The organism is Candidatus Sarcina troglodytae (genome assembly GCF_015708635.1).
Lineage (GTDB): Bacteria > Bacillota > Clostridia > Clostridiales > Clostridiaceae > Sarcina > Sarcina ventriculi.
In genome coordinates this window covers 1314416-1341093 of the sequence record NZ_CP051754.1, presented here as the reverse complement: position 1 = coordinate 1341093, position 26678 = coordinate 1314416, and the positions used below count along the sequence as shown (strand labels likewise).

General features: G+C 26.9%; 26 protein-coding genes. 18 read left to right on the top strand and 8 right to left on the bottom strand.

Annotated elements, in window-relative coordinates:
- The first annotated feature begins 3 nt into the window (after positions 1–3).
- Genes HH195_RS05985 through HH195_RS05975 form a run of 3 tightly spaced genes read left to right on the top strand, consistent with a single transcriptional unit; the run spans position 4 to position 3031 of the window.
- On the top strand, positions 4–1347 hold the full coding sequence (locus tag HH195_RS05985) for an acetyl-CoA carboxylase biotin carboxylase subunit (RefSeq protein ID WP_196370176.1): 1344 nt from the start codon (positions 4–6) through the stop codon (positions 1345–1347).
- Positions 1348–1359: 12 nt separating this feature from the next.
- On the top strand, positions 1360–2229 hold the full coding sequence (gene accD, locus HH195_RS05980) for an acetyl-CoA carboxylase, carboxyltransferase subunit beta (protein WP_055257016.1): 870 nt from the start codon (positions 1360–1362) through the stop codon (positions 2227–2229).
- Positions 2219–3031: an acetyl-CoA carboxylase carboxyltransferase subunit alpha gene (locus HH195_RS05975; RefSeq protein WP_055257015.1), complete on the top strand. Its 813-nt coding sequence runs from the start codon at positions 2219–2221 to the stop codon at positions 3029–3031. Before accD ends, HH195_RS05975 begins: the two co-directional genes overlap by 11 nt.
- A 42-nt stretch (positions 3032–3073) precedes the next feature.
- Here the strand turns inward: HH195_RS05975 and HH195_RS05970 are convergent, their stop codons facing one another.
- Positions 3074–3889, bottom strand: coding sequence for a biotin--[acetyl-CoA-carboxylase] ligase (locus HH195_RS05970; protein ID WP_196370174.1), 816 nt, complete (start codon positions 3887–3889; stop codon positions 3074–3076).
- Positions 3890–4210: 321 nt separating this feature from the next.
- Here HH195_RS05970 and HH195_RS05965 point away from each other — a divergent pair, with 321 nt between their 5' ends.
- Both HH195_RS05965 and HH195_RS05960 read left to right on the top strand, forming a co-directional pair.
- Positions 4211–6886 carry a YfhO family protein gene (locus HH195_RS05965; protein WP_196370172.1) on the top strand — a complete coding sequence of 892 codons (2676 nt, stop codon included), beginning with the start codon at positions 4211–4213 and terminating at the stop codon, positions 6884–6886.
- Positions 6887–7043: 157 nt separating this feature from the next.
- Complete coding sequence (locus tag HH195_RS05960) at positions 7044–9026, top strand: YgiQ family radical SAM protein (RefSeq protein WP_196371907.1); 1983 nt, start codon at positions 7044–7046, stop codon at positions 9024–9026.
- Positions 9027–9091: 65 nt separating this feature from the next.
- Here the strand turns inward: HH195_RS05960 and aspD are convergent, their stop codons facing one another.
- The gene (gene aspD / locus HH195_RS05955) at positions 9092–10717 is read right to left on the bottom strand and encodes an aspartate 4-decarboxylase (RefSeq protein ID WP_058993737.1); all 1626 of its coding nucleotides are present in this window, start codon (positions 10715–10717) and stop codon (positions 9092–9094) included.
- Positions 10718–11035: 318 nt separating this feature from the next.
- Here aspD and HH195_RS05950 point away from each other — a divergent pair, with 318 nt between their 5' ends.
- The 8 genes from HH195_RS05950 (at position 11036) to queF (ending at position 16556) form a co-directional block, all read left to right on the top strand.
- Positions 11036–11710, top strand: coding sequence for a nitrite/sulfite reductase domain-containing protein (locus HH195_RS05950; RefSeq protein ID WP_055257011.1), 675 nt, complete (start codon positions 11036–11038; stop codon positions 11708–11710).
- Between the two features lie 136 nt (positions 11711–11846).
- Complete coding sequence (locus HH195_RS05945) at positions 11847–12467, top strand: hypothetical protein (RefSeq protein WP_055257010.1); 621 nt, start codon at positions 11847–11849, stop codon at positions 12465–12467.
- 123 nt (positions 12468–12590) lie between these two features.
- Positions 12591–13286 carry a DedA family protein gene (locus tag HH195_RS05940; RefSeq protein WP_196370170.1) on the top strand — a complete coding sequence of 232 codons (696 nt, stop codon included), beginning with the start codon at positions 12591–12593 and terminating at the stop codon, positions 13284–13286.
- Between the two features lie 325 nt (positions 13287–13611).
- The gene (locus HH195_RS05935; RefSeq protein ID WP_055257008.1) at positions 13612–14076 is read left to right on the top strand and encodes a 6-pyruvoyl trahydropterin synthase family protein; all 465 of its coding nucleotides are present in this window, start codon (positions 13612–13614) and stop codon (positions 14074–14076) included.
- A gap of 4 nt (positions 14077–14080) precedes the next feature.
- Complete coding sequence (queE, locus tag HH195_RS05930) at positions 14081–14737, top strand: putative 7-carboxy-7-deazaguanine synthase QueE (protein WP_055257007.1); 657 nt, start codon at positions 14081–14083, stop codon at positions 14735–14737.
- A gap of 3 nt (positions 14738–14740) precedes the next feature.
- Complete coding sequence (gene folE / locus HH195_RS05925; RefSeq protein ID WP_196370169.1) at positions 14741–15337, top strand: GTP cyclohydrolase I FolE; 597 nt, start codon at positions 14741–14743, stop codon at positions 15335–15337.
- A 41-nt stretch (positions 15338–15378) separates the two neighbouring features.
- Positions 15379–16038: a 7-cyano-7-deazaguanine synthase QueC gene (gene queC / locus HH195_RS05920; protein WP_055257005.1), complete on the top strand. Its 660-nt coding sequence runs from the start codon at positions 15379–15381 to the stop codon at positions 16036–16038.
- 17 nt (positions 16039–16055) lie between these two features.
- Complete coding sequence (gene queF, locus HH195_RS05915; RefSeq protein WP_055257004.1) at positions 16056–16556, top strand: preQ(1) synthase; 501 nt, start codon at positions 16056–16058, stop codon at positions 16554–16556.
- 76 nt (positions 16557–16632) lie between these two features.
- Here the strand turns inward: queF and HH195_RS05910 are convergent, their stop codons facing one another.
- The 3 genes from HH195_RS05910 to HH195_RS05900 form a co-directional block, all read right to left on the bottom strand.
- A complete protein-coding gene (locus HH195_RS05910) occupies positions 16633–17709 on the bottom strand; it encodes a pyridoxal phosphate-dependent aminotransferase (RefSeq protein ID WP_196370168.1) in 1077 nt (358 codons plus the stop codon).
- A gap of 197 nt (positions 17710–17906) precedes the next feature.
- Positions 17907–18755, bottom strand: coding sequence for a patatin-like phospholipase family protein (locus HH195_RS05905; RefSeq protein WP_055257002.1), 849 nt, complete (start codon positions 18753–18755; stop codon positions 17907–17909).
- A gap of 308 nt (positions 18756–19063) precedes the next feature.
- On the bottom strand, positions 19064–19924 hold the full coding sequence (locus HH195_RS05900) for a hypothetical protein (RefSeq protein ID WP_055257001.1): 861 nt from the start codon (positions 19922–19924) through the stop codon (positions 19064–19066).
- Positions 19925–20092: 168 nt separating this feature from the next.
- Between HH195_RS05900 and HH195_RS05895 the strand changes: the two genes are divergently transcribed.
- Together HH195_RS05895 and HH195_RS05890 are read left to right on the top strand one after the other, a co-directional pair.
- Positions 20093–20509, top strand: coding sequence for a DUF3783 domain-containing protein (locus HH195_RS05895; protein WP_058993732.1), 417 nt, complete (start codon positions 20093–20095; stop codon positions 20507–20509).
- 113 nt (positions 20510–20622) lie between these two features.
- Positions 20623–21492 carry a DegV family protein gene (locus tag HH195_RS05890; RefSeq protein WP_196370167.1) on the top strand — a complete coding sequence of 290 codons (870 nt, stop codon included), beginning with the start codon at positions 20623–20625 and terminating at the stop codon, positions 21490–21492.
- A 34-nt stretch (positions 21493–21526) separates the two neighbouring features.
- On the opposite strand, the gene zupT is transcribed toward HH195_RS05890, so the two are convergent.
- Positions 21527–22306, bottom strand: coding sequence for a zinc transporter ZupT (gene zupT, locus HH195_RS05885; protein WP_055256998.1), 780 nt, complete (start codon positions 22304–22306; stop codon positions 21527–21529).
- A 114-nt stretch (positions 22307–22420) separates the two neighbouring features.
- Positions 22421–23338: an FUSC family protein gene (locus HH195_RS05880; RefSeq protein WP_196370166.1), complete on the bottom strand. Its 918-nt coding sequence runs from the start codon at positions 23336–23338 to the stop codon at positions 22421–22423.
- A 171-nt stretch (positions 23339–23509) separates the two neighbouring features.
- Between HH195_RS05880 and trmB the strand changes: the two genes are divergently transcribed.
- A complete protein-coding gene (trmB, locus tag HH195_RS05875; protein ID WP_055256996.1) occupies positions 23510–24169 on the top strand; it encodes a tRNA (guanosine(46)-N7)-methyltransferase TrmB in 660 nt (219 codons plus the stop codon).
- Positions 24170–24219: 50 nt separating this feature from the next.
- Here the strand turns inward: trmB and HH195_RS05870 are convergent, their stop codons facing one another.
- Complete coding sequence (locus HH195_RS05870) at positions 24220–24861, bottom strand: SdpI family protein (protein ID WP_196370165.1); 642 nt, start codon at positions 24859–24861, stop codon at positions 24220–24222.
- A 177-nt stretch (positions 24862–25038) separates the two neighbouring features.
- On the opposite strand from HH195_RS05870, the gene HH195_RS05865 reads away from it, so the two are divergent.
- Complete coding sequence (locus HH195_RS05865) at positions 25039–25731, top strand: ABC transporter ATP-binding protein (protein WP_055256994.1); 693 nt, start codon at positions 25039–25041, stop codon at positions 25729–25731.
- On the top strand, positions 25728–26675 hold the full coding sequence (locus tag HH195_RS05860) for a COG1361 family protein (RefSeq protein ID WP_196370164.1): 948 nt from the start codon (positions 25728–25730) through the stop codon (positions 26673–26675). Before HH195_RS05865 ends, HH195_RS05860 begins: the two co-directional genes overlap by 4 nt.
- The last annotated feature ends 3 nt before the right edge of the window (positions 26676–26678 follow it).

The following is a 26678-nucleotide window of genomic DNA, read 5'->3' as shown; positions in this document are numbered from 1 at the left end:
TTTATGATTAGAAAAATTCTAATAGCCAATAGAGGGGAAATAGCGGTTAGGATTATAAGAGCTTGCAAGGAACTTGGAATATCAACCGTTGCTGTTTATTCAGAGCAAGATAAAGATGCTATGCATACACAACTTGCAGATGAAGCTATTTGCATAGGAAGTGGAAAATCTAAAGAATCTTATCTAAATTCCACTAATATATTAAGTGCTGCTGTAGCTACTAAAAGTAACGCTATACACCCAGGTTTTGGATTTTTATCAGAAAATGCGACTTTTGCAGCTATGTGTGAGGCTTGTAACATAAAGTTTATAGGTCCTAGATCAGAAACCATAGATTTATTAGGAAATAAATCTATGGCTAGAGAAGTTATGACTAGGGCAAAAGTACCAGTTATACCTGGAAGTAAAGGAATAATTGAAACATTTGAGAAAGCTAAAAGTGAAGCTAAAAGAATTGGATACCCTATAATGATAAAGGCTTCATCAGGTGGAGGCGGAAAAGGTATAAGGCTTGTAAGAAAAGAAGATGAGCTTGAAAATGCTTTTTATACTGCTAAAAGTGAGGGATCTACAAATTTTGGGGATGATTCTGTATATATGGAGAAATTTATAGAGAATCCTAGACACATAGAATTTCAAATAATAGCAGATAATTATGGAAATGTTATACATTTAGGTGAAAGAGATTGTTCTATACAAAGACGTAATCAAAAAGTTTTGGAAGAAGCACCAGCTAAGGTTTTAACTGAAGAGCTTAGAGAAAAGATGGGTATTGCTGCTATAAATGGAGCTAAAGCAGCAGGATATGTTAATGCTGGAACAATGGAATTTCTTCTAGATAAGCATGGAAATTTTTATTTTATGGAAATGAACACTAGAATTCAAGTAGAGCATCCGGTAACTGAAATGATAACTTCTGTAGATATTGTAAAGGAACAAATAAATATTGCAAATAATAATAAATTATCATTTTCTCAAGATGATGTAGTGTTAAGAGGTCATGCAATAGAATGTAGAATAAATGCAGAGATGCCAGATAAAAATTTTGCTCCATGCCCTGGGAAAATAACATTTTTAAATATACCAGGAGGAAATGGTGTAAGGGTTGATACTGCAGTTTATTCAGGATATACTATTCCACCTCTTTACGATTCAATGATAGCAAAACTTATAGTCCATGGAAAAAATAGAGATGAAGCTATACATAAGATGATAAGGGCACTAGAAGAATTTGTGATAGAGGGAATAGAAAGCAATATAGATTTCCAATTTGATATATTAAATAATGATGTATTTAAATCAGGAAATTTTGATACTAGCTTTATAAATCAGGAATTTAATATGTGATGGTGATTTTATATGGGAATATTTAAAAAAAGGCAATATGCGACTGTTAATGTTGCCCAAAATGAAACAAATAGTCCAAATGTTCCAGATGGGTGTTGGACAAAATGTAATAAATGTGGGAAAATATTATATTCTAAAATATTAGAAGAAAATAATGGAATATGCTATCATTGTCATGGTTATTTTAGGTTAGGTGCTTATGAAAGAATAGATTCTATATGTGATTTAGATACATTTGAAGAATTTAATCAAGAAATTAAATCAAACAATATAAGAAACTTTCCAAATTATGATAAAAAGTTAAAAGATAGTAAAGAAAAAAGTGGCTTAAATGAAGGTGTTGTAACTGGATATTCAAAAATTGGTGGAATAAAAAACGTAATTTGCGTAATGGATTCAAACTTTATGATGGGAAGTATGGGAGCTGGAGTTGGAGAAAAAATAACTTTAGCTGTTGAAATAGCAACTAAAGAAAACTTACCTATTATAATATTTACAACATCTGGTGGTGCTAGAATGCAAGAAGGAATAATTTCACTTATGCAAATGGCAAAAATCAGTTCAGCTTTAGCTAGACATAATGAAAAGGGATTGTTATATATAACTGTTTTAACTGATCCAACAACAGGTGGAGTTACAGCAAGCTTTGCTATGTTAGGGGATATTATTTTATCAGAACCAAAAGCTCTTATTGGTTTTGCTGGCAGAAGAGTTATTGAAGGAACAATAAAAGAAAGTTTACCTGAAGATTTTCAAAGCGCTGAATTCCTTTTAGAAAAAGGTTTTGTAGATGCTATAGTTGAAAGAAAAGATTTAAGAATGACTCTTATAAGAATATTAAATATTCATTGTTCTAAGGAGGCATTAAGGTATGATAAATAAGAAGTTAACAGCATGGGAAAGATTATCTATAGCTAGAAGCCCTCAAAGACCAACATCACTAGATTATATAAAATTAATTTTTAAAGATTTTTTTGAGCTTCACGGTGACAGGAATTTTAGAGATGATAAGGCTTTAATTGGTGGTATTGCATTTTTAGGAGAAATGCCTGTTACTGTTATTGGCATACAAAAAGGAAAAAATTTAAAAGAAAATTTAGAAACCAATTTTGGTTCATTGCATCCAGAAGGGTATAGAAAAGCTCTTAGGCTTATGAAACAAGCAGAGAAGTTTAAAAGACCTGTAATTTGTTTTATAAATACTGCTGGTGCATATTGCGGCGTTGGAGCTGAAGAAAGAGGTCAAGGAGAAGCTATTGCTAAAAATCTTATAGAAATGTCTATGCTTAAAGTTCCTATAATTTCTATAATAATAGGAGAAGGAGGTAGTGGCGGAGCTATAGGTCTTGCAAATTCAGATAGGGTTTGGATGCTTGAAAACTCTGTTTATTCAGTGTTATCACCTGAAGGATTTGCATCAATATTATTTAAAGATCCATCAAAGTCAAAAGAGGTAGCGGAACTTATGGAAATAACTTCTTTTGACCTATTAGAAAAAGGTGTTATAGAGAAGATAATACCAGAGCCAAAGGGTGGAGCTGAAAAAGATGTAGTATCAGTTGCTAACAATATAAAAAAGGAACTTGTAGAAGAATTAAACATTCTTTTAAATATGAATATTGATGAGCTTTTAAATGCTAGGTATGCTAGATTTAGAAAGTTTGGTAAACTTGAAATAAGTTGAAAAAGAAAGTAGATAATTTTATCTACTTTCTTTTAGTTTAAATTATATTCTTAATGAAATTTCAGCAGAAGATATTTTTTTTATTATACCATTTAAATCTTTAACTAATATGAAACCATTTAAATCAAAATCTAATACTTGCACAACTTCTACAGTATTATTTTTTACTATATTAACTGTTTTATTTAGTATATATGAATTTTCTTTATAAATTTTAAAATATTCCAATGATGAATTATTTATCATTTGATTGTAGAATTTTTCTAAATAATTTAAAAATATTGCTAGAACATAACATCTATCAATTTCTTTATTTGCTTCTATTTTAAGGGATGTTGCTTTAGGTTTTAAATCATCATTAAAATCATCGTAAGATACATTTACATTTATGCCTACTCCAAGAATTATATAATTTACTACGTTTTCTTTGATGTTAGCTTCTGTTAAGATACCACAAACCTTTTTATTGTTTATAAGCATATCATTAGGCCATTTTATTTGCGAATTAATACCTAGTTTTTTGAAAGTTTCATAAAGAGCACAGGAAGTTATAAGGGTTATTTTAGATATATCAGTTGTAGTTATTTTAGGTTTTAATAAAATTGATATCCAAAGCCCAGAGCCTCTAGGGGAAGACCAAATTCTACCTTTAGTACCTCTGCCTTTTGTCTGTTCTTCTGAAATAACAATTGTACCTTCTGGATGATTTTTTTCTGCAAGGAATTTGCAGTATGTATTTGTAGAATCAAGTGTCGTAAAATATTTAAAATGACGGCCGATAGTTGTTGTTTTTAAGTGAGGTAAAATTTTATTTAAACTTATTTCTCTAAAGTCATTATTTAAGCTTGTTGTTTTCATTATTGATATCCTTTCATATAAGTTATTTTAACATATATTTTTTTTTATTAATTAAAGTTTACAAAATATTAATTTATATAAAAAATGAGTATATAAATTAAATAATCATTTATTTTATTAATAATTATAATCTAATAGTATTAAAAAATAAAATAATAATAATATTTAAAAGTAGATAATTTAAGAAAAAGGGAGAAAAAAAGAGTATATATTTAATATACAAGATTAATTTTTTAAAATAAAGAAAGTTTTACAATATTTTTTCATTTATATATCATAAAATTTATTGAAAAAAATTTAAATTTAAATTATATTATAAGAATGAATAATAATTTAACAAAAACCAAAGAAAATAATAAAAATCATTTTAAACTTTATTTACTACTAAGTTTTGTAATTCCTTTTATAATACTATTTTTAGCTTATACTTTAAACGGTATAGGTTTTTTAGGGAATAAAAGTGTTCTTGTTGGAGATTTAAGAGACCAATATGTAAATTTTTATTCTCAGTATCAAACTATATTAAGAAGCGGAGATTTCTCAAAACTTTTATATTCATGGAGTTTAGGTTTTGGTGGAAATTTTTTAGGACTATTTACTTATTATTTAGCAAGTCCTGTATCGCTTTTAGTATTATTATTTCCAAAAGATCAGCTTGCAGCAGCTATGGAATTTATGATACTTGTAAAAGTTTCATTAGCTTCTTTAACATTTTTTATTTACATAAAATATGTGTATAAAAGAGTAAGTTTAATGTCCGTACTATTTAGTACTATGTATGGTCTTATGAGTTATGCAGTAGTATTTTCTTTAGACCTTATGTGGTTAGATGGAATAATTTTTCTTCCTTTAATTTTGATAGGTGTTAGAAGGTTAGTTTTCCAACATAAAATAGGGATATTTATATTATTTTTGGCTATGATGTTCGTGGCTAACTATTACATAGCTTATCCTGTTGGCATATTTACTTTTTTATATTTTACAGCTATTTATTTTACAGAAAATAGTATAAAAGATATAAGAGGATACATAAAAAAATTTTTAATATTTGTATTAGGAGGAGTTATAGCAGCGGCATGTGCAGCGGTTATAATTATACCTACATATTTTTCATTAAAAAATGGAGGTGCAACTACTTTAGATAGTCAATTGTTAGTTAGCTCTACCTTTGGATCTACTATTGAAAAATTTTTTATGGGCACATTTAATTCTGTTTCTTATGGTTCACCTAATATATACTGTGGGCTATTACCATTACTGCTTATAGTTCCATACTTTTTCAATAAAAAAATTAGAGCTAAAGAAAAAATAATTGACTTAATATTTATAGCAATATTATTAGTAAGTTTTGCTTCGCCTTTTTTAACATGGGCATGGCAAGATTTTAATATACCTATATGGTATATGTTTAGATATTCTTTTGTATTTTCTTTTTTAGTCCTTATAATAGCATATAAGACTATAGAGAACTTAGATGATACCCCTATTATAGGAATAATAGTATCGGTGTTATTTTTAGGTTCTGGAATATATTATATTTTAGCGTATGGTATTGGAGAGAGTGTAAACAGAGCAGTATCTCCAACTCTTATAGAACATATAAATTTACTACCAGTAAATCGTATCCTTCTTTATGCTAATTTGATTTTTATAATTATTTATGCAGTTCTTATTATTATGTTAAGGCTTAAAGTAAAAAAGAAAAAATTCATAATGGGTGTAATATTTGTATTAATTTTTGGAGAAATGCTATTTGCAGCAACAACATATTTAAACAATGTGTATTCTCAGATAGGATACTTATCTAAGGGTGCATTTACTGATGTATTATCTGTTGAACCAGATGTGAAAGCAGTTCAAAGTAGTGATAAAAGTTTTTATAGGATGGAGCAATTAAATACAGTTGAAAGATTCAATGAAGGAATAGCTTTAAACTATAATAGCATATCAACATTTACGTCTTTAAATTATAGAAGTTTAGACAGTTTCCTAACTAACACATTTGGTGTTCAAGATGGTGGAACAGGAATTGCTTTATCTCTTCAATACAAAAGTACAACTGAGGTCTTAGATTCATTATTTGATATAAAATATATTCTATCTAAAGAACCTTTAGGAGGTTTTTATACTAATAATATTGAGGGAGTAAATAGATATATAAATAAAAATAAATATGCTCTACCAATAGGATATGTTGTAAATAATTATGCATTATCAAAAAATATAAAATATACAAATTCAGATTATTTTGCAAACACTAACATATTGTTAAATTCATTCTTAGGATATGCTAAAGATGGAAATGGGTATAAAGAATATTTAAAACCTATAGATTATACAACAACCCTTCAAAATATATCTGTATTAAAACAAACATCAGATTATGCTAAGCTAGCGCTTACAGATCCTGATTATTCAGGAATTGTTAGACTACATTTTACAAGTAATTCAAATCAACAAGTTTATTTAGATTTGAATAATGGAGACAGTAATCAATGTACAGTTTATGTAAATGGTAAGGAAATAGGAATTTATAGTGCATGGGATGAACCAGCTGTTATGGATTTAGGATATTTTACAGAAGGTGAAAGTGCAACTGTATCAATTAAATTTACAAATGAAAATGCAGAGCTTGGTGTTGTACAATTATACGGATTAAATCAAAATGAATTTAGTAGAGCTTATGAAACTTTAAATTCACAAAGCATGCAAAATATAAAGGTAACTAACACAAAAATATCTGGAACAGCATATGGAACTGAAAATAATAATGTTCTTTTCTTATCTGTACCTTATGATAAGGGATGGCATGCTTATATAAATGGTAAAAAAGTTTCAATAGAAAACTTTAATGGTTTTATGGCTATTAAGTTAAATCAAGGACAACAAACTGTAATGCTTAAGTTTAGCCCGCAAGGTTTTGATATAGGTGTTATTATATCAATTGTAAGTATTATACTTTTAGTTTATATATTTATTAGGGAAAGACGATATTAATAATTTAAGATATTAAAATAAAAAGTCATACTTTATGTATGGCTTTTTGTTTTAATATATGTTTTGTATTAAAGATATTATAATGTTATAATCATTAAATGAATTAGATATTAATTTTTATATAATAAATTAGCAAGAGATGAGAGTGATATTAAAAATGAGTGAGAATAAATTTTTACCTATTTGTAAAAAAGATATGGAGGAGAGAGGATGGGAAGTCTGTGATTTTATAATAGTTACAGGGGACGCGTATATTGACCACCATAGTTTTGGTACTGCTGTAATATCAAGAGTTTTAGAAAATGCGGGATATAAAGTTGGAATAATTTCTCAACCAAATTGGAATAACATAGATGATTTTAAAAAGTTAGGAAGACCAAGGTTGGCTTTTTTAGTTAATGCTGGTAATATGGACTCTATGGTAAATCACTATACTGTTAGCAAAAGAATTAGAGAAAAGGACTATTATTCTCCTGGTGGAAAGATGGGGTTAAGACCAGATAGAGCAACTATAGTTTATTGTAATAAAGTTCGTGAAGCCTTTAAAGATGTGGATATATTAATTGGAGGAGTAGAAGCTAGTCTTAGAAGGTTTGCTCATTATGATTATTGGAGTGATAAGGTTAGGCAGTCTATTTTAATAGATAGTGGGGCAGATCTTTTGGTTTATGGCATGAGTGAGAAACAAATAGTAGAGGTTGCAAATTATTTAAATGATGGTTTCCCAGCTAAGTATATAAGAAGTGTAGCGGGAACGTGTTACACAGTTGATAGTTTAGATGAACTTTATGAAGAGTATATAGAAATTCCAACATTCAAAGAGGTGGCAAGTGATATTGAAAAATATTGTGAAGCTTTTAGAATTCAATATGAAGAGCAAGATCCTTTTAGAGGTCATACTTTAGTTCAAAGAAATTTAGATAAGTATGTAGTTATAAATAAGCCTGAGAGACCTTTGGTTAGGGAAGAACTCGATATTGTTTATGGACTTCCATATCAAAAAGATTACCATCCGATATATGAAGAGCAAGGAGGAGTCCCTGCTATTGAGGAAATAAAATTTAGTATAGTAAGTTCTAGAGGATGTTCTGGTAACTGTTCATTTTGTGCTATTACATTTCATCAAGGAAGAATTGTTACAAGTAGAAGTCAAGATTCCATAGTTAAAGAAGCTAAGGATATAACAGAGTTTAAAGATTTTAAAGGCTATATTCATGATGTAGGAGGTCCTACTGCAAACTTTAGAAAGGCTTCTTGTGAGAAACAACTTATTTATGGTGCATGTAAGAAAAAACAATGTATGTCCCCGAGTATATGCAAAAATATGGAGGTAGATCATAGCGAATACCTAGAGCTTTTAAGAAAAGTTAGAAGTGTCAAAGGGGTAAAAAAGGTATTCGTTCGTTCAGGACTTAGATATGATTATATAATGGCAGATAAGAAGAGAGATAAATTTATAAAAGAACTTTCAGAATATCATGTAAGTGGTCAGTTAAAGGTTGCGCCTGAACATATATCAGAAAATGTTCTAAAATATATGGGAAAACCAGCTGGAAAAGTTTATGATGAATTTAGAGAAAAATTTTTTAGAATAAATAAAGAACTTGGAAAGAAGCAATATATAATTCCCTATCTTATGTCAAGCCATCCAGGAAGCACTTTAAAAGATGCCATAATTTTAGCAGAATATTTAAGAGATATAAAATATCAACCAGAACAAGTGCAAGATTTTTATCCAACGCCAGGAACACTATCTACAACAATGTTTTATACAGGACTTGATCCATTTACAATGAAGAAAGTGTATGTACCAAAAACGAAAGAAGAGAAGGCTATGCAAAGGGCTCTTTTACAGTTTAGTAAACCTAAAAACTATAATATAGTTTATGATGCTTTAATTAAGGCTGGAAGAGAAGATTTAATAGGAAATGGACCTAAATGTCTTATAAAATCTAAAGAACAAAGATATAAAGAAACGCATGGGTTAACTAGAAGAAAAAGTGATAAATTTGTAAAATCAAATAATAAAAAGAGTAGAAAAAGTGAAATGCATTTTAATCCAGGAAAAGATAAAATGAAGGATAAAAGAGGTAATAGCTTGAGAGGCAAAGGAATTAAAGTTTCTAGTAAGAGAAGATAATTTCTACAATATGTTAAAATTAAATAAACTCCTAAATAAAGTTTATATTATTTAGGAGTTTATTTTTATGTAGTTTTTTTCCATTCAGAAACAAAATCATTTAAAATCTTTTTAAGAGCTATACCAATTTCAATATAAGCCTCATCTTTAAGATTAGCCAAAGAAATTCTGATAGACCATTCAGGGGCTGAAAAACCACCACCACTTAATAATACGATAGAGGATTCTTTTGCAAGTCTGAATAAAACATCTACGGTTTTAAAATTAGATTTTAAGTAATTTGAGAATTCATTTCCATAATTTAAATTTGCCCATTCTAATAAATCAAATTCACAGTAATAGCAGGCATCAAGCTTATTCATTTTTAAAGGAAGTCCAAGACTTTGAAATAAAAGTTTTTTACGAACATGGCAAATTTCCATAGTAAGTTTTTTATAATTATTATTCTTATCTAAAATAGAAAATATAGAAAAGAATGCCATTTGAACCTGCTGTGGAGTAGAAAGCCCTGCAGTATGATTTAGAGCAACTTGTCTGCTATCTGCCACTAATCTGTCAATAAATTTAATATCTTCAGGTGTTGTTGATAAACCTTCATATCTTCTGTGTAATTCTTTCTTTTCATAAAAAGGAAGTTTTTTTAGTAAGTTATCAAATACATTGTTTTCGTGAATTGCCATAGTTCCAAGACGCCATCCTGTAACGCCAAAATACTTAGAATATGAATAAACACCTATGGTATTGTAAGGAAGCTTAGACATAAGTGATTGAAAACCATCAACAAATGTTCCATATACATCATCAGATATTATCATTATATCTTTATTATAATTTTTAATTATATTAACAAGTTCTTCAGTGCATTTAGGGCTTAAAGCGATAGAAGCAGGATTGCTTGGATTGACTATAAAAAGAGCTTTAACAGAAGGATCTTTTAACTTTTCAAGTTCAGATTTTGGATATTGCCAAGTATGTGCACCTTCTGGGGTTAATTCATTGGCAATTATAGGAACTATTTCTAAATCATAATTAGGAAGTATTGGTATCTCTAAGTATGGTGTAAAAATAGGTGTCATTAATGCTATTTTGTCACCTTTATGCAAAAGTTTATTTGCACTTAAAGAATTAAATAAATAACACATAGCTGAGGTAGCACCTTCTACAGCAAAAATATTGAATTTTCCATCTGGTTCATTATTAGAGCATAATTCTTGTATAAGGTAATCATGAACTACAACTTCAATTTTAGACAGCATTCTTTCAGGGAGTGGATAATCACATCCTATTATTCCGTTTACAAGTTCAAATACCCATTCATCTGGATTGAATTTTTTATCATTAATTCCATAATTAATAATATCTTTTAGAAGCTTAGTTCCTGGATAATTATGATTTTTTTCGATGTATTCAAAAAACCTATTTGCTATTCCATATTTTTGAGGAATTCCAGCTAAATCTTCATGACACCAAGATTGTTTAGCTTCTTGGGTCGCAAAATGACCAAAAGTAAAAAAAGCATCTCTAGGGGTAGAGGCAATCCAGTTTGGATTTCCACGTCCAGCATCTAAAAGCGCTCTTGTGCTTTTTTTTTGAGATGTTTCTGCCAAATCTATTAACTGATTTTTAAATTCAAAGGGACTTATTTTCCCATAAATTTTTTCTAGTTCTTTGCGTTCTAAATTAATATCCATGTAATTTTAGTACTCCTGTTGTATTTTATTAAAATTGATATGCTTTATATATTTGTTAGATTTTAAATTATAACATGAAGCTTAAAATTAATCCATTATCAATCAGATATAAATAAAATATTTAATAATAAGAACAATATAAAGATAATATTATTATGAAATTAATCAATATAGATTATTAAAAATAAATTTGTATTATATAATAATATGTAGTATAATAATTGAAGTTGATGTTTTTAATAATTTATTTTTAAATATTCAAGTAAGATATATATTTAATTAAATAAAATTATTTTGCGATTTTAGGAGGAATTATTAATGAAAAATGATTTACTAGAAAAAGGAGCAATAGTTCAAAGAGATAGAGAAAATTATGCTATTGCACCTCATTTAGTTGGTGGATTAGTTACACCAGATCAATTAAGAAAATTAGCAGATGTTGCTGAAAAATATAATGCACAAGCTGTAAAAGTAACTGCTGCACAACGTATTGCATTAGTTGGAATTGCAGAAGAAAATATAGATAACGCATGGGCTGATTTAGGAATGAAAGCAGGTGCAGCTGTTGGTCTTTGTGTAAGAAGTGTAAAAATTTGTCCAGGAACTAGTTTCTGTAAAAGAGGTCTTCAAGATTCAGTAGGAATTGGAGCTCAATTAGATGAATTATTCCATGGAAAATCTTTACCTAATAAACTAAAAATGGGTGTTAGTGGATGTCCAAATTCTTGCGGTGATAGCCATACTAGAGATATAGGAATCATAGGTGGCGGAAAAGGCTGGATGGTAGTCGTTGGAGGAAAAGGTGGAGCTAAGCCAAGACTTGGTGATAGAATTGCCTTATCAGTACCAAATGATAAAATCATATCATTTGTTGAAAAAATAGTAGATGTATATGAAAATAATGCAGAAAAGAAAGAAAGATTAGGGGATTACATAGATAGAGTAGGTCTTGAAGAATTTAAAACTCTAGTTAATGTTGAAGCATATCTTTAAAAATAATAAAAAAGCAAAGTTTTAACTTTGCTTTTTTATTAAATAAAATGTATATTTTATTTGAACATTATAATCAAATTTGATATAATTATTTAAGACAATAAAATATAAATTGTATTTTAGGAGGATAAGTCAAATGAGTGCTTTTTTAGGCCCTATACATTATTGGGTATATAATAAAATTTTAGTTGGAGAAAATATTCAAAAAGAGGTTTTAGAGTTTGCTAAAAACAGAGGAATTAATGTAGATTCAATAAAATCTAAAGCTTATGAAAAATATGGAGAACCAGATTATAGTAACTTAGAAGATGTAATTGATGAAGGAAATATTCATGGATGGTTACAAGGAAGAATAGATAGTTTAGAGTATAGATTAGCTTCAATCGTAACTGATATTTTAAAAGAAAATATCAAAATAGAAGAGATAAAAGAAGTATTTAAATCAAACGGAAAAGAAGTTTTTGAAAACATAGAAGATAAAAGTTTATCAGCTGATGGATTATTTAAGGTTATTTTTGATAATTTAGTTGAAGGAATGCCTTGTGATAGAGTAAATCTTGTAGAAGAGGAATCAGATGAGAAAGTGGTTTGGATTACTACAACTTGTGTACATAAAAGATTTTGGGATGCTGTAGGTGGAGATGTAAATAATTATTACATACTAAAAGATGGATGGATAGAAGGATTTGTATCTTCTTCACCTAAAAACTTTGTTTATGAAAGAGAAGATAATAAGAATTATATAAAAAAAGCGTAAAAAATAAAAAAACTACTAATTATAAAAAAGTTAGTAGTTTTTTTATTTTTTAAATTTATGTTAATAATACTTTAATCTTTGGGTATTAAAATAAATATAAGGTATTTATTTTTAGGAGGAATCATGGATGTAATAAATAATTTATTAATACAATATGGTTATATAATATTATTTATAGCTCCAATGCTTGAAACATTAGCTCTTCCAATTCCCGGAGAATTATTAATGATTTATTGTGGAGCATTAATTTATGCAGGAAAATTAAATTTATTTTTGAGTATATTTTTTGGTTTTTCAGGTGTTGCATTAGGGCTTAGTATCTCTTATATTATAGGTCATTTTATAGGATTAAAATTTTTAATGAAGTATGGAATATATTTTGGAATAAATGATAAAAAAGTAGAAAAAGTATCAAAATGGTTTAATAAATATGGTAGTAAAATTCTTTTAATTTCATGCTTTATACCAGGAGTTAGACATGTTACTGGATATTTCTCTGGAATAATTAAAATTAATTATAAAAAATTTATATTAAATTCATATATGGGAGCATTTTTTTGGATTTTAACATTCATATGTCTTGGAGATTTTCTGGGAGGAGATGTTAAAAATATAGAAAGATATCTAAGTAGATACATAATGATTATAATTTTTGTTATAGCATTTAGTATTATTGTGTATTGGATAATAAAAAAATATATAAAATATTTTATTTATAAGAAAATATCTAAAAATTCTAATTCTAAGATTATTATATTGGCAATAATATCTTGTTTATTATGTTTTGGAATTTTAATTTTAATCATTAATATTTTTTAAAATTTAGGCATTGCTAATTTTGATAAATTAAATATAAAGGGTTTGTATTTATCATGTTATATTGCAAATAGTGAAAGTATATGTTAATATTAAGTGTAAAATTTAATAAGACAGTTCGTAACCATCCTGTCTATAAATAAAACTAGGAGAAATATACATATACTTATATTAATTAAAAATTTTTTATTTAATAATAGGTTTACTTTTTGTGTTGTTTATCTCTAGTTTTTTTATTTATAAGGGCAGAAATGCTCTTTTTTTATTGTTTAAAATTTAAATACTTAATATTCAAAGATAGATTTTTAAAGCTAAGGAGAGGTAAGGAATGAGTTATTTTTTAGAAGGCGAGGAAAGTTTTGATTCTAGTCATTTTTTAATAGGACATAGTGGGAAATGTAAAAATTTACATGGCCATAGGTGGAAAATACAATATGGATTAAAGGCTGATGAGTTAATAGAGTCTGGAAGCTCAAAAGGAATGATTATAGATTTTACAGATATAAAAAATATAATAAAAAATTATTTTGACAAATATGACCATGCTTTGTTATTAACTGTCGATAGTCATGAAGTTTCAAGTGAAGAAAAATCATTTATAGATGCTTGTAATGCTATGAATTTTAAAATAATAAATCTTCCGTGTAGAACAACAGCTGAAAATATGTCTAAATTATTTTTTTATGAAATAAGTGCTTTGTTAGATGAAAAAGTAAAAAGTAATAATTTTTCACTTTGTTATATAACAGTATATGAAACACCTAATAATAAAGCAACTTATAAGGAGGATTAGGCTAATGAAGGTTGTTGAAATTTTTCAAAGTATAGACGGTGAAGCATTTAATGCAGGTAAAATAACCAATTTTATAAGACTTTCAGGGTGTAATTTAAGATGTAATTATTGTGATACTATTTATGGACAAAACTTATCAGATGGAGAGGAGATGTCCATAGACGACATCTTAAAGAAATTAGATAAGGGAATAAAAAACATTACTTTAACAGGTGGAGAACCTCTTTTAAATAAAGAGAATGCGTATAGTCTTTTAAACGCTTTAGTAAAAGAAAAGTACAATGTAAGTGTTGAGACAAATGGTTCAATCGATATGAAAGACTTTGTTAAAGATTTTCCAACAGTAGCTTTTATAGTTGACTACAAAAGTCCGTCAAGTGAAATGCAGGAAAAAATGTTAATAAACAATTTCAATATTTTAAGACCTATTGATTGTGTAAAGTTTGTAGTTGGAGATATATTAGATCTTAAAACAATGGAAAAAGTTTATAAAGAAACTGAACTTGTTAAGGGAAAGACTCCTATATTTGTAAGCCCAGTGTTTGGAAAAATAGAATTAGTTGAAATAGTTGAGTTTTTAAAAACAAGAAAATTAAATGATATAAGAATGCAAATACAGATGCATAAAATAATATGGAGTCCAGAAACTAAGGGGGTATAATATATGAATATTTGGGAATCAAGAGAAAAAGAAGAAAGAGCTATATCTTTAGTTAAAGAGTTTATAGAGCTTTTAGGAGAAGACCCAAACAGAGAAGGACTTAAAGATACACCTAAAAGATGTGTAAATATGATTAAGGAAGTTTTAGAGGGTGTAAGGTATACAAATGAAGAAATAGCTAAAATGTTTGATAAGTGTTTTACTGAGGATTATGAAAGTAAGGCAAGTGAAGGCATGGTTATAATGAGGGATATTCCGATATTTAGTTTTTGTGAACATCATTTAGCCCTTATGTATAATATGAATGTTACAGTAGCTTATATTCCAAGAAAAAAGGTTATAGGTCTTAGCAAAATAGCAAGAATTGCTGATATGGTAGGAAGAAGACTTCAACTTCAAGAGAAAATAGGAAATGATATAGCTGAAATCATGTGCATGATAACTGATAGTGAAGATGTTGCTGTTGTTATAGAAGGGGAGCATGCTTGTATGACAACTAGAGGAATAAAGAAAAATGGTTCAAAAACTAGAACAACAACTTTTAAAGGTGTATTTAAAGAGGATTCATCTTTAAGACAAGAGCTATTAATGAGCATATAAATATTTTTTTATATATTAATAATTTTTAAGAGGTGATTTTTTTGAATAAAGAAAAAGCAGTAGTAGTTTTTAGTGGTGGTCAAGATAGTACAACTTGTCTTTTTTGGGCTAAAAAAAGATACAAGGAAGTTATAGCTGTTTCTTTTGATTATGGACAAAAACATAGTTTAGAACTTGAATGTGCTAAGGACATATGTAAAAAATATGATGTAGAGCATCATATAATGGATTTAAATCTTTTAAATCAATTAGCTCCAAACTCATTAACTAGAGTTGACATAAAGGTTGATAAAAAAAAGGAAGAGGATAAACTTCCAAATAGCTTTGTTGATGGAAGAAATATGTTATTTTTAACTTTTGTTGCAGTATTTGCAAAGCAAAGAGGGATAAATACTATAATAACAGGAGTTTCTCAAAGTGATTTTAGTGGATATCCAGATTGTAGAGATGTGTTTATAAAATCATTAAATGTAACTTTAAATTTAGCTATGGATTATCAATTTGAAGTTTTAACTCCACTTATGTGGATTGATAAAGCTGAAACTTGGAAATTAGCGGACGATTTAGGTGTGTTAGATATAGTTAAAAATGAAACTCTAACTTGTTATAATGGTATAAAGGGCAATGGATGTGGTGAATGTCCAGCATGTACACTTAGAAAAAATGGATATTTAAAATTTAAGGAGCAATTTAAAAAGTAAGAAGTGAGGTAAGATTTATGGCATCAGGAAGACAAGGGAAAGAACTAGAGGGATTAAGCCTTTTAGGAAATCAAGGAACTAAGTATGATTATGCATATAAACCAGAAATATTAGAAAGATTTGTTAATAAACATCAAGGGAATGATTATTTTGTAAAATTTAATTGTCCAGAATTTACAAGTCTTTGTCCTATTACAGGACAACCAGATTTTGCAACTATATATATATCATATGTGCCAGATACATATATGGTAGAGAGTAAATCATTAAAACTGTATTTGTTTAGCTTTAGAAATCAAGGGGATTTTCATGAAGATTGTATGAACATAATAATGAAGGATTTAATTAAACTTATGGATCCTAAATATATTGAAGTTTGGGGCAAATTCACTCCAAGAGGAGGAATATCAATAGATCCTTATTGTAATTACGGAAAAAAAGGAACTAAGTGGGAAGAGGTTGCATTTAACAGACTAGTTAATCATGACTTATATCCAGAAAAAGTTGATAATAGATAAAACAGGTGTAAAAATTATAAAGAAAATCTAGTTTCAAAACATAGAAAACATATTTTTGTTTTCTATGTTTTTATTTTTAAGAAAAAATATCTTTTAAAAGATTTATAAGAAGTTTATTATCATTATGCTTTAAAACACATACTCTAAAGAAATAGTTATTTAAGCTATTAAAAGAAGAACAGTCTCTAATAATTACGTTGCTTTTTATAAGAGTTTCATATAAAGAAGAACTTGTTAGTTTTTTAGATGTAATTTCACATAAAATAAAATTACTGGAGCTTGGATAAACTTTTAAATCATCTATAGAGTTAAGTTCTTTCATGAGATATGAATGTTCATTTTGAATTTTTTCTAATGAAGAATATATATATTCTAAATCATTAAACATTACTTCACCCATTAAACTTGCAAAAATATTTATATTCCATAAATCTAAATTATCATTCATTTTTTTTAAGACTTCTTTATCTGAAGTTAAAGCATAGCCAAGCCTTATACCAGGGGCTGAAAAGAATTTAGATGTACTTCTTATAATAAATAAGTTAGAAAATCTATCAATTAAAGGAGTGGATGAAAATACATTAGTATCTATAAATTCTACATAAGTTTCATCAAGCATAATATAGGTACTACAATATTTTAAAATTTCTTTAATTTCTTCTTGAGTAAAAGCAAATCCAGTGGGATTATTAGGATTACATATAACAACCAAATCGTAAAGATCATCATTTATAGTGTGTATTAAATCCTCTACATCAATTTTAAAATCATCTTCTTTTTTGGCAAAATAGTAACTAATGTTGCAAGATGATTTTTTTAATTCCCTTTCGTATTCTGAATAGGTTGGAGATATAATAAGTGCATTTTTAGGCTTTATTATCTCTATAAATGTTGATATAAGTTCTGTTGAGCCAGACCCTAAAAGTATATGTTCAGTTTTGCATCTGCAATAATTAGAAATTGATGTTTTTAGTGATAAATAGTTTACATCAGGATAAATTGATACTTTATCTATATTTGAAATAACCGCTTCCTTAGCGTTAGGACAAGCTCCGAAAGGGTTTATATTAGAACTAAAATCTAAAAATTCATCTTCGTTAACATTAAGTTTATTAGATAAATCAAATAAATTTGCACCATGATTTATAACCATAAAAAAAGAACCTCCTAAATTTATAATATATATTACAATGTAATTATATACATAATAATACATAAAGTAAATTTAATTAATATATAATTTTATATAAGTAAATTTACTTAGCCTATATTATAAATTCAATAAAAGGTTCATTAATAATATATATGTAATTTTATAAATACAGAGTTATGGATAACAAATAATAAAAATTAGTTTATTGAACTTAAAGATAAGTTACTTTTTTGGAATACAGGCGATAAAACTTTTTGAGCATCTAAGTAACCTTGTCTAAATAGCTTAAGTTTAGCTTTTTCTTTGAAGTTAAGAACCCCACCTATAGTACCTTCATTAATTTCTTTTGGAATAATTTCTATTATTTTACTATTTGGATAAAGACTTTTGTCAATTGATATACCTTTATTTAAGTATACAACAATAATATAATCACACCCTTCCTTATAGGCAGGTTCAATTGGAGTGTTATCAACTAATCCACCATCTACATACTTTTTACCGTTAAATTCTGTGCTTTTAAAAATTGTAGGTAAAGTAGCTGAAGCCATTATTATTTTTGTTATTTCTTCTGGAGTATAGTCGTTAAGTTTAAAATATGTAGCTTTACATTCAGGCATTTCCGTACATGTTGCATAACATTTTATTTTTGAATTAATTATTTTTTCATAATCTAAGTATTTGTTTAAAACGGCCAATAATCCTTCAGTGGGGGCTTTGCCAGAGTCCCAGTATTTGTTTAAAAACCAGTCGCCTATTTTATCAAATTTAGACACTATTTTAGCACCAATTGAAAGTTGTATGCTCATAGAAAGTATTTTAAATTTTGATATAGGCATAACTATATCTGCAGATAAATCATTCCATAAGGCTGTTGATTTTGAAGGTTCATTTTGAGCAAAAAGGAGAGAGTTAAATGCTCCGATAGATGTTCCTGAAAAAACATGAACATGTTTGCTTAAACCCAACTCTCTCATATATCTCCAAACTCCAACTTCATAAGCTCCATTAGCTCCTCCGCCAGAAAGAACAAGTCCTATTTTCATAATATCTTCCTTTCTATAGTATAAATTAAGTAATATATTTTATATTTATTATAATACATTATTCGACAAAAAAACAATATTATATTTTTAATTTTGTTATTTATATGACAAAATATAATAAAAGTATATATGGTGTTAAGAAATAAAGAGATAAAAAGGAAATTTGTATTATTAAATACTTTTAAATTATACATAGAAATATTATTTGATATTATGTAAAGTTTATAAATGTTAATTCTTAGGTATATTTAAAATGTAGTTATTTTAGTTTTATTATTATATAGAAATTTATTATAAAGTTTTAAATTTTAATAAATAAATTTCTTAAAGATAGATATACTAAGCTTAATTATATATGTTATAGTTAAGTGTAAAATAGAAAAACATATAGAAATATTCATAAAAGTTATAAATAGAGCATCAAACTTATAAATAAAAAACATATGATTATAAATATTTATATTTAAAATATAAAAAACTATATTTAACAAAAACAAACATATAAAGATAGTTTTTATGCCTTTAACGCTAGATTTTAAATCAGCTATACTTAATGCTGTATGAGAGGAAATACTTATAGCTAGTAATAAAAATATCCAAAAGGTAATATTTTTAAAGTTTTGTAATGTAAATAAGCTTTTAAAAAGTGAAAAAGATAAAAATAGTTGATTTTGAAAAAAACGCAAGCTAAAGACATTATCATAAGATAAAATAACATTTAGTTGAGTTTGCACATTGTTAAAAGTATTAGGTAAAAATATTATAATGCATAGAACGAGTCCTAATATACCTCCTAAAATAGGAGCAAAACCAACAAAAAATAATCCTATTTTATGTAAAATATTTTTAGGATTATATGAATAATTAACATAACCTAAAACTCCATCCTTAGCTCCTTGCACTGGTCTAAAAAATTTAACATCTTTTATCTTAAATCCAAATAATTTAGCCATTAATAAATGACTTGTCTCATGTAAGCATACGCCTAAGCCTGTGATTAAAATACCTATATACCCAATTGAAGAATAGATGTTTTTCATAGATAATTTTTCAAGGTAGCCAATTATAAGTCCTTGAATAATTAAAAATCCTATGATTAAAAAAAATAAAATAAGGGTATTTAATGAGATATTGAAAATAATATTTAAAATTTCAATGAATAAGTTCATTAATTTTACTTCCTTTATATTTATATATAATTTAATATAATAATATAACAATAATGTTATGTAAATAAAAAAATGAAATAAAATTAATAATAATTTTATTAATAAATTATAGTTTGCATATTTAATAAACTTTATTATATAATAAAGAAGTTTTAGGAGGTGTTTTTCTTGTCTTTTGTAAAACTAGATAATAAAAATATAGATAACAATGAAAGAAGTTGTGTAATAGTATATAACTTTAATGATAAAGATAGAAAAATTATCAAAAATTATGGGAATATTTTTGGTGTACGGGATCAGATAAATATTTCATGGAAAAATGGAGAAACAGTAATTAGTGATTTAATAGATAATAGGTTAGATGAAAATTGTGAGGTTTCAAATAAAAAAAGAGCAATTATATTTAATAATGTGCCTAATGTTAAAGTGAATCTTTTTATAGATAGTTTAAAGAAGAGTAGAATGAATGATGTACTTTTCGCTATTGTAACTGAAACATCTAAAAATTGGACTGTTAATGTTTTAATTGAAAATTTAGTTCTCGAAAGAATTTCTATGAAAAAAGGAAAAGAGTTAAAACACTAAATTAAAAAAGTTTTTAGGGTAATTTACTCTAAAAACTTTTTTATTTTAGTAATTAAATGTTATTATAAATCAATATATAATTGATAAAAAGATAAAGGAAAGTGAGTATTGTTATGATTAAAATAGTAGTTGATAGCACTTGTGATTTAGATGATAGTTTTATTAAAAAATATAATATAGAAGTTTTACCGCTTAGGATATCAGTAAATAACGAGGAATTTTTAGATAAGGTAAATGTTAGCGTAGATTACATATATGAAAAAATGAGAGAAGGGATTGTTCCTAAAACATCCCAAGTAAATCCAATGGATGCTTATAGCGTCTTTGAAAAATTGTGCAATAATAATGATAATTTTATTTATTTATCATTTTCATCTCGTCTCTCTGGAACTTATAATGTATGCAAAAATATTTTAGATGAGTTTAAAGAAAAGCATAAAGATTTAAAGATTGAAATAATAGATTGTAAAACTGGTGCAGCTGCAATAGGGCTTATGGCAATGCAAGCTGCAAAAATGATTGAAGAGGGTTATAGTTTTGATAATATCATAGAAAGTATAAATGATATGGTTGAGAAAACGTGCTATATATTTAGCATAAGTGATTTAAAATGGCTTATAAAAGGAGGAAGGATAAGTAAGTTTAAAGGAACTATAGGTGGAATTTTAGATATTAAACCAATTTTACATGTTAATGAGGGGTACATGGAAGTTATAAAAATGGTAAGAGGACGAAAAAAGACATTAAGAACTGTTGTAGATTTAGTATGTGCTGAATCTAAAAGGTTTAGAGGACAGATAATTGGAATAAGTCATGCGGACGATATAGAAACAGCTGAAGAAATAATGAAAATGATAGATGAAAAAATAGGGAAACAGCAATATATGGTAAGTAAAATAGGGAGTGTACTTGGAACGCATTTAGGTATAGGAGGAGTTGGAATTACATTTTTTAAAGAAAAAATTAAGAATTATATAGAATAAAATTTAAGGGGCTAAAATTTTTTAGCTCCTTAAATTAATGGAGAAATATATGGCTTAAACTCATAACAATAATTCCTAAAAGAATTGAAAATAAATAAATGTTTTGAAATCCTAAATTAATAGCATTTGGTATAAGTTCATTAAAAGCTATATAAATCATAACACCACAAACAATGGCAAAGACTATTCCAAGGAGTAATTCGTTTATAAATGGTTGTAAAAATAGAAATGTAATTATAGCTCCTAAAGGTTCTGCTAATGCTGATAAAAATGTATATTTAAAAGCTTTTAATTTACTGTTGGTGGATGAATATATAGGAATAGCAATTGATATACCTTCAGGAATATTATGAAGCATTATGGCTAAAGTTATATATAAACCTAAAGAAGGATCCTCATAGCTAGAAATGAATGTCGCCATACCTTCAGGAAAATTATGTATCATAATAGCTAAGCAAGAAAATAAGCCGAGTTTATAAAGCTTGTTATCTTTTTTTTTATTTTTATCATATAAAGTATTGTTTTCTGGAATTAATTTATCTATAAAAAATGTTATAAAAAAACCTAATGATATAAATATTAAGGTATAGACAGTTGAAAAAGTCATATTATAGTGCTTTGAAAGAGAAGTTAAGGCATTTGGAAGAAGATCAGTAAAAGAAACTGTAATCATCACGCTAGATGAAAATCCTAAAGCAAATGTAATTATTTTTTTATTATCGGATTTAGAAAAAAAGACTATAAAGGCACCTAAAATTGTAGAAAAACCAGCTATGGAGCATAGAATAAAAGCTATCAAAGTATTACCATTCATAAAATTAACCTCATTTAATATTTTTATTAAATATATATTAATGTATATTCTAGAGTATGAATATTAAAAGAAATTATGTAAAAAATAAAAACCACATATTATTGTGGTTTTACTTTATAATACAAGTTTCTTTTTTGAATGAATTAAAATCCAATTATTAATATCTTCTAGAGAATGTAATATTTCATTGAGATGATAATTGTAAACAGAAGATAATTCTAAATTATTAGAAGGTGCATCTTCTAATGCCTTAAAGTTATTTGTAATTTCAGGTCCCAAAATTGAATTTAAATAATGTAAATTTTCTTTAGAAATAGTAAAATTACCTTTAAGTTTCTCTAAGCAATAAAGGTGTATTTTTATTTCCTTAAATTCCATGATTATTTTTTCAAATTCGAAATACTCCCCAATATTTTTGTCACTATAAAATTCTGCATCATGTTTATTAATAATTGAAATTAAGCTAGATAGTTTGTTTTCATAATCATCTAAATCTATATTTTTAGATAAAAGACTATTTCTAACTAAGTGAAAACTTAAATCTCTAAGGCGTTCTATATTAGATAAAATATCATTTAAAAGATTAGGCTTATAGATTGTGTAGTTTATTAAAACTCCTATAACGACACCCAGAGTTGTATCTAATGTTCTATGAAAAGAGTAACTAAATGGATTTTGCGTACTTATGGTGTAAGCAATAGAAGAATAGGTAATAGCACACACTAATATTGATGATTGTAATTTTAATATATTACACACATATATAGCAAGAACCAATCCAATAGAAGCTATTAAAATATTGTGGTCAAATATATAAACCATCAGAAATCCAAAGATACCTCCAAGTATAGTACCTTTTATTCTATTAAAACCAGCGTCATAAGAATCTTTTATAGTATTTTGCATAGAAACTACACAAGCACCTATTGCAAAAAAGGAATTATTTATAATTCCTGTATAACCTATTAGTGCACATATAAAAGCAGCAATGCCAGTTTTTATTGTCCTCATTCCTATTTTGGGTAAATTCAACAGTTTTAACCTCCTAAATATAAATAACTTAACATATTATAATTTTACATGAAAGTTATTATCTAAGCAAAAGGAAAAAGAATATTTTAATTTGCATTTTAAATATGTTGATAGAAACTAAGTAACTCTGTATAATAATTATGAAATACAAGATACGGAGTGGATAAAGTTATGAGACTTAGAAAAAAACCATGGGCAAGACCAGAACTTGAGGCATGTAATTTTTTTGTTCAAAACCCAAAAGAATATAAAGGAAAATGGAGTAGTTCATTTAAAAATGAAGGAATAATGTATTTAGAACTTGGATGTGGAAAGGGAAATTTTGTATCGGTTCATGGTGCTAGAAATAAAGATAAAAATTATATAGCGATAGATATAAAAGATGAAGTTTTAGTCTTGGCTAAAAGAAATATAGAAAGAGTTTATAAGGAAAATAATGAAATTTTAGATAATGTTAAACTTATGGCGCAAGAAATAGGCCTTATAAATGATATTTTAGGAGAAGAAGATAAAATAGATAGAATATATATAAATTTTTGTAATCCTTGGCCTAAGGAAAAGCATAAAAAGAGAAGGTTAACTCATACAAGACAACTTGAAAATTATAAGAAATTTTTAGTTAATAATGGTGAGATATGGTTTAAAACTGATGATGATAATCTTTTTGAAGAGTCTTTAGAATATTTTAAAGAAAGTGGATTTGATGTAATTTATAAAACATATGATTTACATAACAGTGAATATGACAAAGATAATATAAGAACTGAGCATGAAAATATGTTTACAGAAAAGGGAATAAAAATAAAATTTTTAATAGCTAAAAGAAAATAAAAATAAAGCTGTACCAAAAATATAATTAGATTTTGGTACAGCTTTATTTTTTAAGCTCTTTTGGCGAAAAAGTAGCTAGCTACAACAACTATTATAACTGATAGGATTATAGATATAAGTACAACAGTGTATGTAATACTACCACTTAAAAATAAAGAACTAATACATATAAGCAATCCAGTTAAAATGAATAAAATTCTACCTAATTTATGAGTTTTCTTCCAAGAAGTTTCTGAACTTAAAGTCCAAGGAGTTTTTATACCATAAAAGAAGTTACTTTTAGATTTTGGCATGTAGTTTCCTATAACTATAATAAGTATTCCCAGTGCAAATGGAATAATTGTATTTACAGGAACATTAAGTCCAAGGGAAACTAAAATAATTATTATTTGTAAAACAAAGAAAAATGTTAGTATAAGGCATAAAATTAAACCATAGCTTCTTGCAAATTTAGCATAGTGTGATTTTCTAGGGTCTATCTTAGGAAGATATAACATTCCAATCCAAATAAGTGCCATGATTAAAGGAAGAAAGAATGCTCCTATAGGTTTATTCATATAATTAGTGACGGTTCCTGTTGACATACTAAATTGGCAGGGGATAGCATAGGGAAGTTTACTATACAAAATTATAGGAATTAAAAATGCTATAATAGTTAAAATTAAATTATAAATATTACTTTTCTTTTTCATTATCAAAATCCTCTTTCTTATTTAGATGTTTTTCGAATTAACTAAATTGTAATTACAGTATACTACTTTTTCAATGGGTTATTAAAATAATTTTTAAATTGAACATTTGTAGAAAATATAGTAAAATTAATATAAAATGTAATAAAATAGGATAAATTAAGTTAAAAGGGGAATGTAGTGAAAGTAGTTTGTTGTAAAGATGTTAAAAAAAATTTTAAAGTAGGAAATGAGAAAGTAGAGATTTTAAAGGGAATAACGTTAGACATAAAAGAGGGTGAATTTGTTGCAATAATTGGAGAATCAGGTTCTGGAAAATCTACTTTTTTAAATATCTTAGGGGGACTTATGCCGTGTGAATGCGGAGAGATAACAATTAATGAAAATAGAATAGACAAGCTAAACGAAAACAAACTAGCTCTTTTTAGAAGGCATAATGTAGGATTTATATTTCAAGCATATAATCTTATGCCACAATTGAGTGCTATTGAAAATGTGGAAATGCCTCTAATATTTTCGGGAGTTTCTAAAAATAAGAGAAGAAAAAGGGCATTAGATATGTTAAAAAAAGTAGGGCTTGAAGATAGGGTAAATCATAAGCCGAGTGAATTGTCTGGTGGACAGCAACAAAGAGTATCAATTGCAAGAGCTTTAATGAATAATCCAAAAGTTATTTTAGCCGATGAACCAACGGGTAATTTAGATAGTAAAACAAGCGTCGAAATATTAGAACTTTTAAAAGAATTAAACGAAAAATATAAAACCACTTTTGTAGTTGTTACTCATTCAAAAGTAGTTTATAAATATGCAACTAGAATTATAAAGATGAAAGATGGATTATTAGTAAGTAATGGGGAGGAAATTTTATTATGAAGAAAAAAGGATTAGTAATATTAGTTACAGCTTTAGCACTTAGTAGTGTAAGTTTAGTAGGGAGAGAAAATTTAGTTTTAGCTACAAATATAAATGCCGATGTTTTAGATAACTTAGATAAAAATGAAAAAGGTAATGTTGGAGAGACTGAAAGTAAAAATAATATAGACACCCAAGTTAATAATATTCAACCTAAAAAAATATTAATAGAAAGTGTTAAGATTGATAAGGATAAGATAGAGCCAGGCGATGAATTTATACTGACGTATACACTAGTTAATAATACAAATGCTAAACTTCATAATACATCTTTAAAAATAGTAAGTATTGAGGGAAAGGGAACATTAGAAGGATTTGTTCCAATGGGAACTACAAATGAAATTTATTTAGGAACTATAAACGCAGGAAGTAAAAAGGAGGTATCAATAAGACTTTATAGTGATAAGAGTTTGAAGGCGGGGGCTTATAATTTTATAACTAGTGTAACATATAATGAAGATAGTAAAGAGCAAGAAGAGATAACTAAATTATCTGGAATAGTGTTAAAATCTAAGGCACAATTAGAACTTTCAGATGTTGATGTTTATGAAAATGGAGATGGATACAAACTTACAGGGAGTTTAACAAATGCTGGTGATACAAAAATCAAAAATGTAGATGTTAGGGTTAATCTAAATGGTAATGTTTATTCTTATCAAGCATCAAATATAAAAATGGAAGAAGAGGAAATGTTTGAAATAGACCTTCCAAATGTTTTAGAAGACACTGTGGCTTCAATATCTGTAAATTATGAGGATGATTCTAAAAACACATATGTAGCAGAAAGTAATTGTACAGTAAAGGCATTAGCAACAGAGAGTGTATCAGATGCAATAGAGAATGATACTAAAGAGAGTAGAGGGTTTTGGGGATTTATAAAAAATCTTTTTGGTTTTGGAGCATAGCAA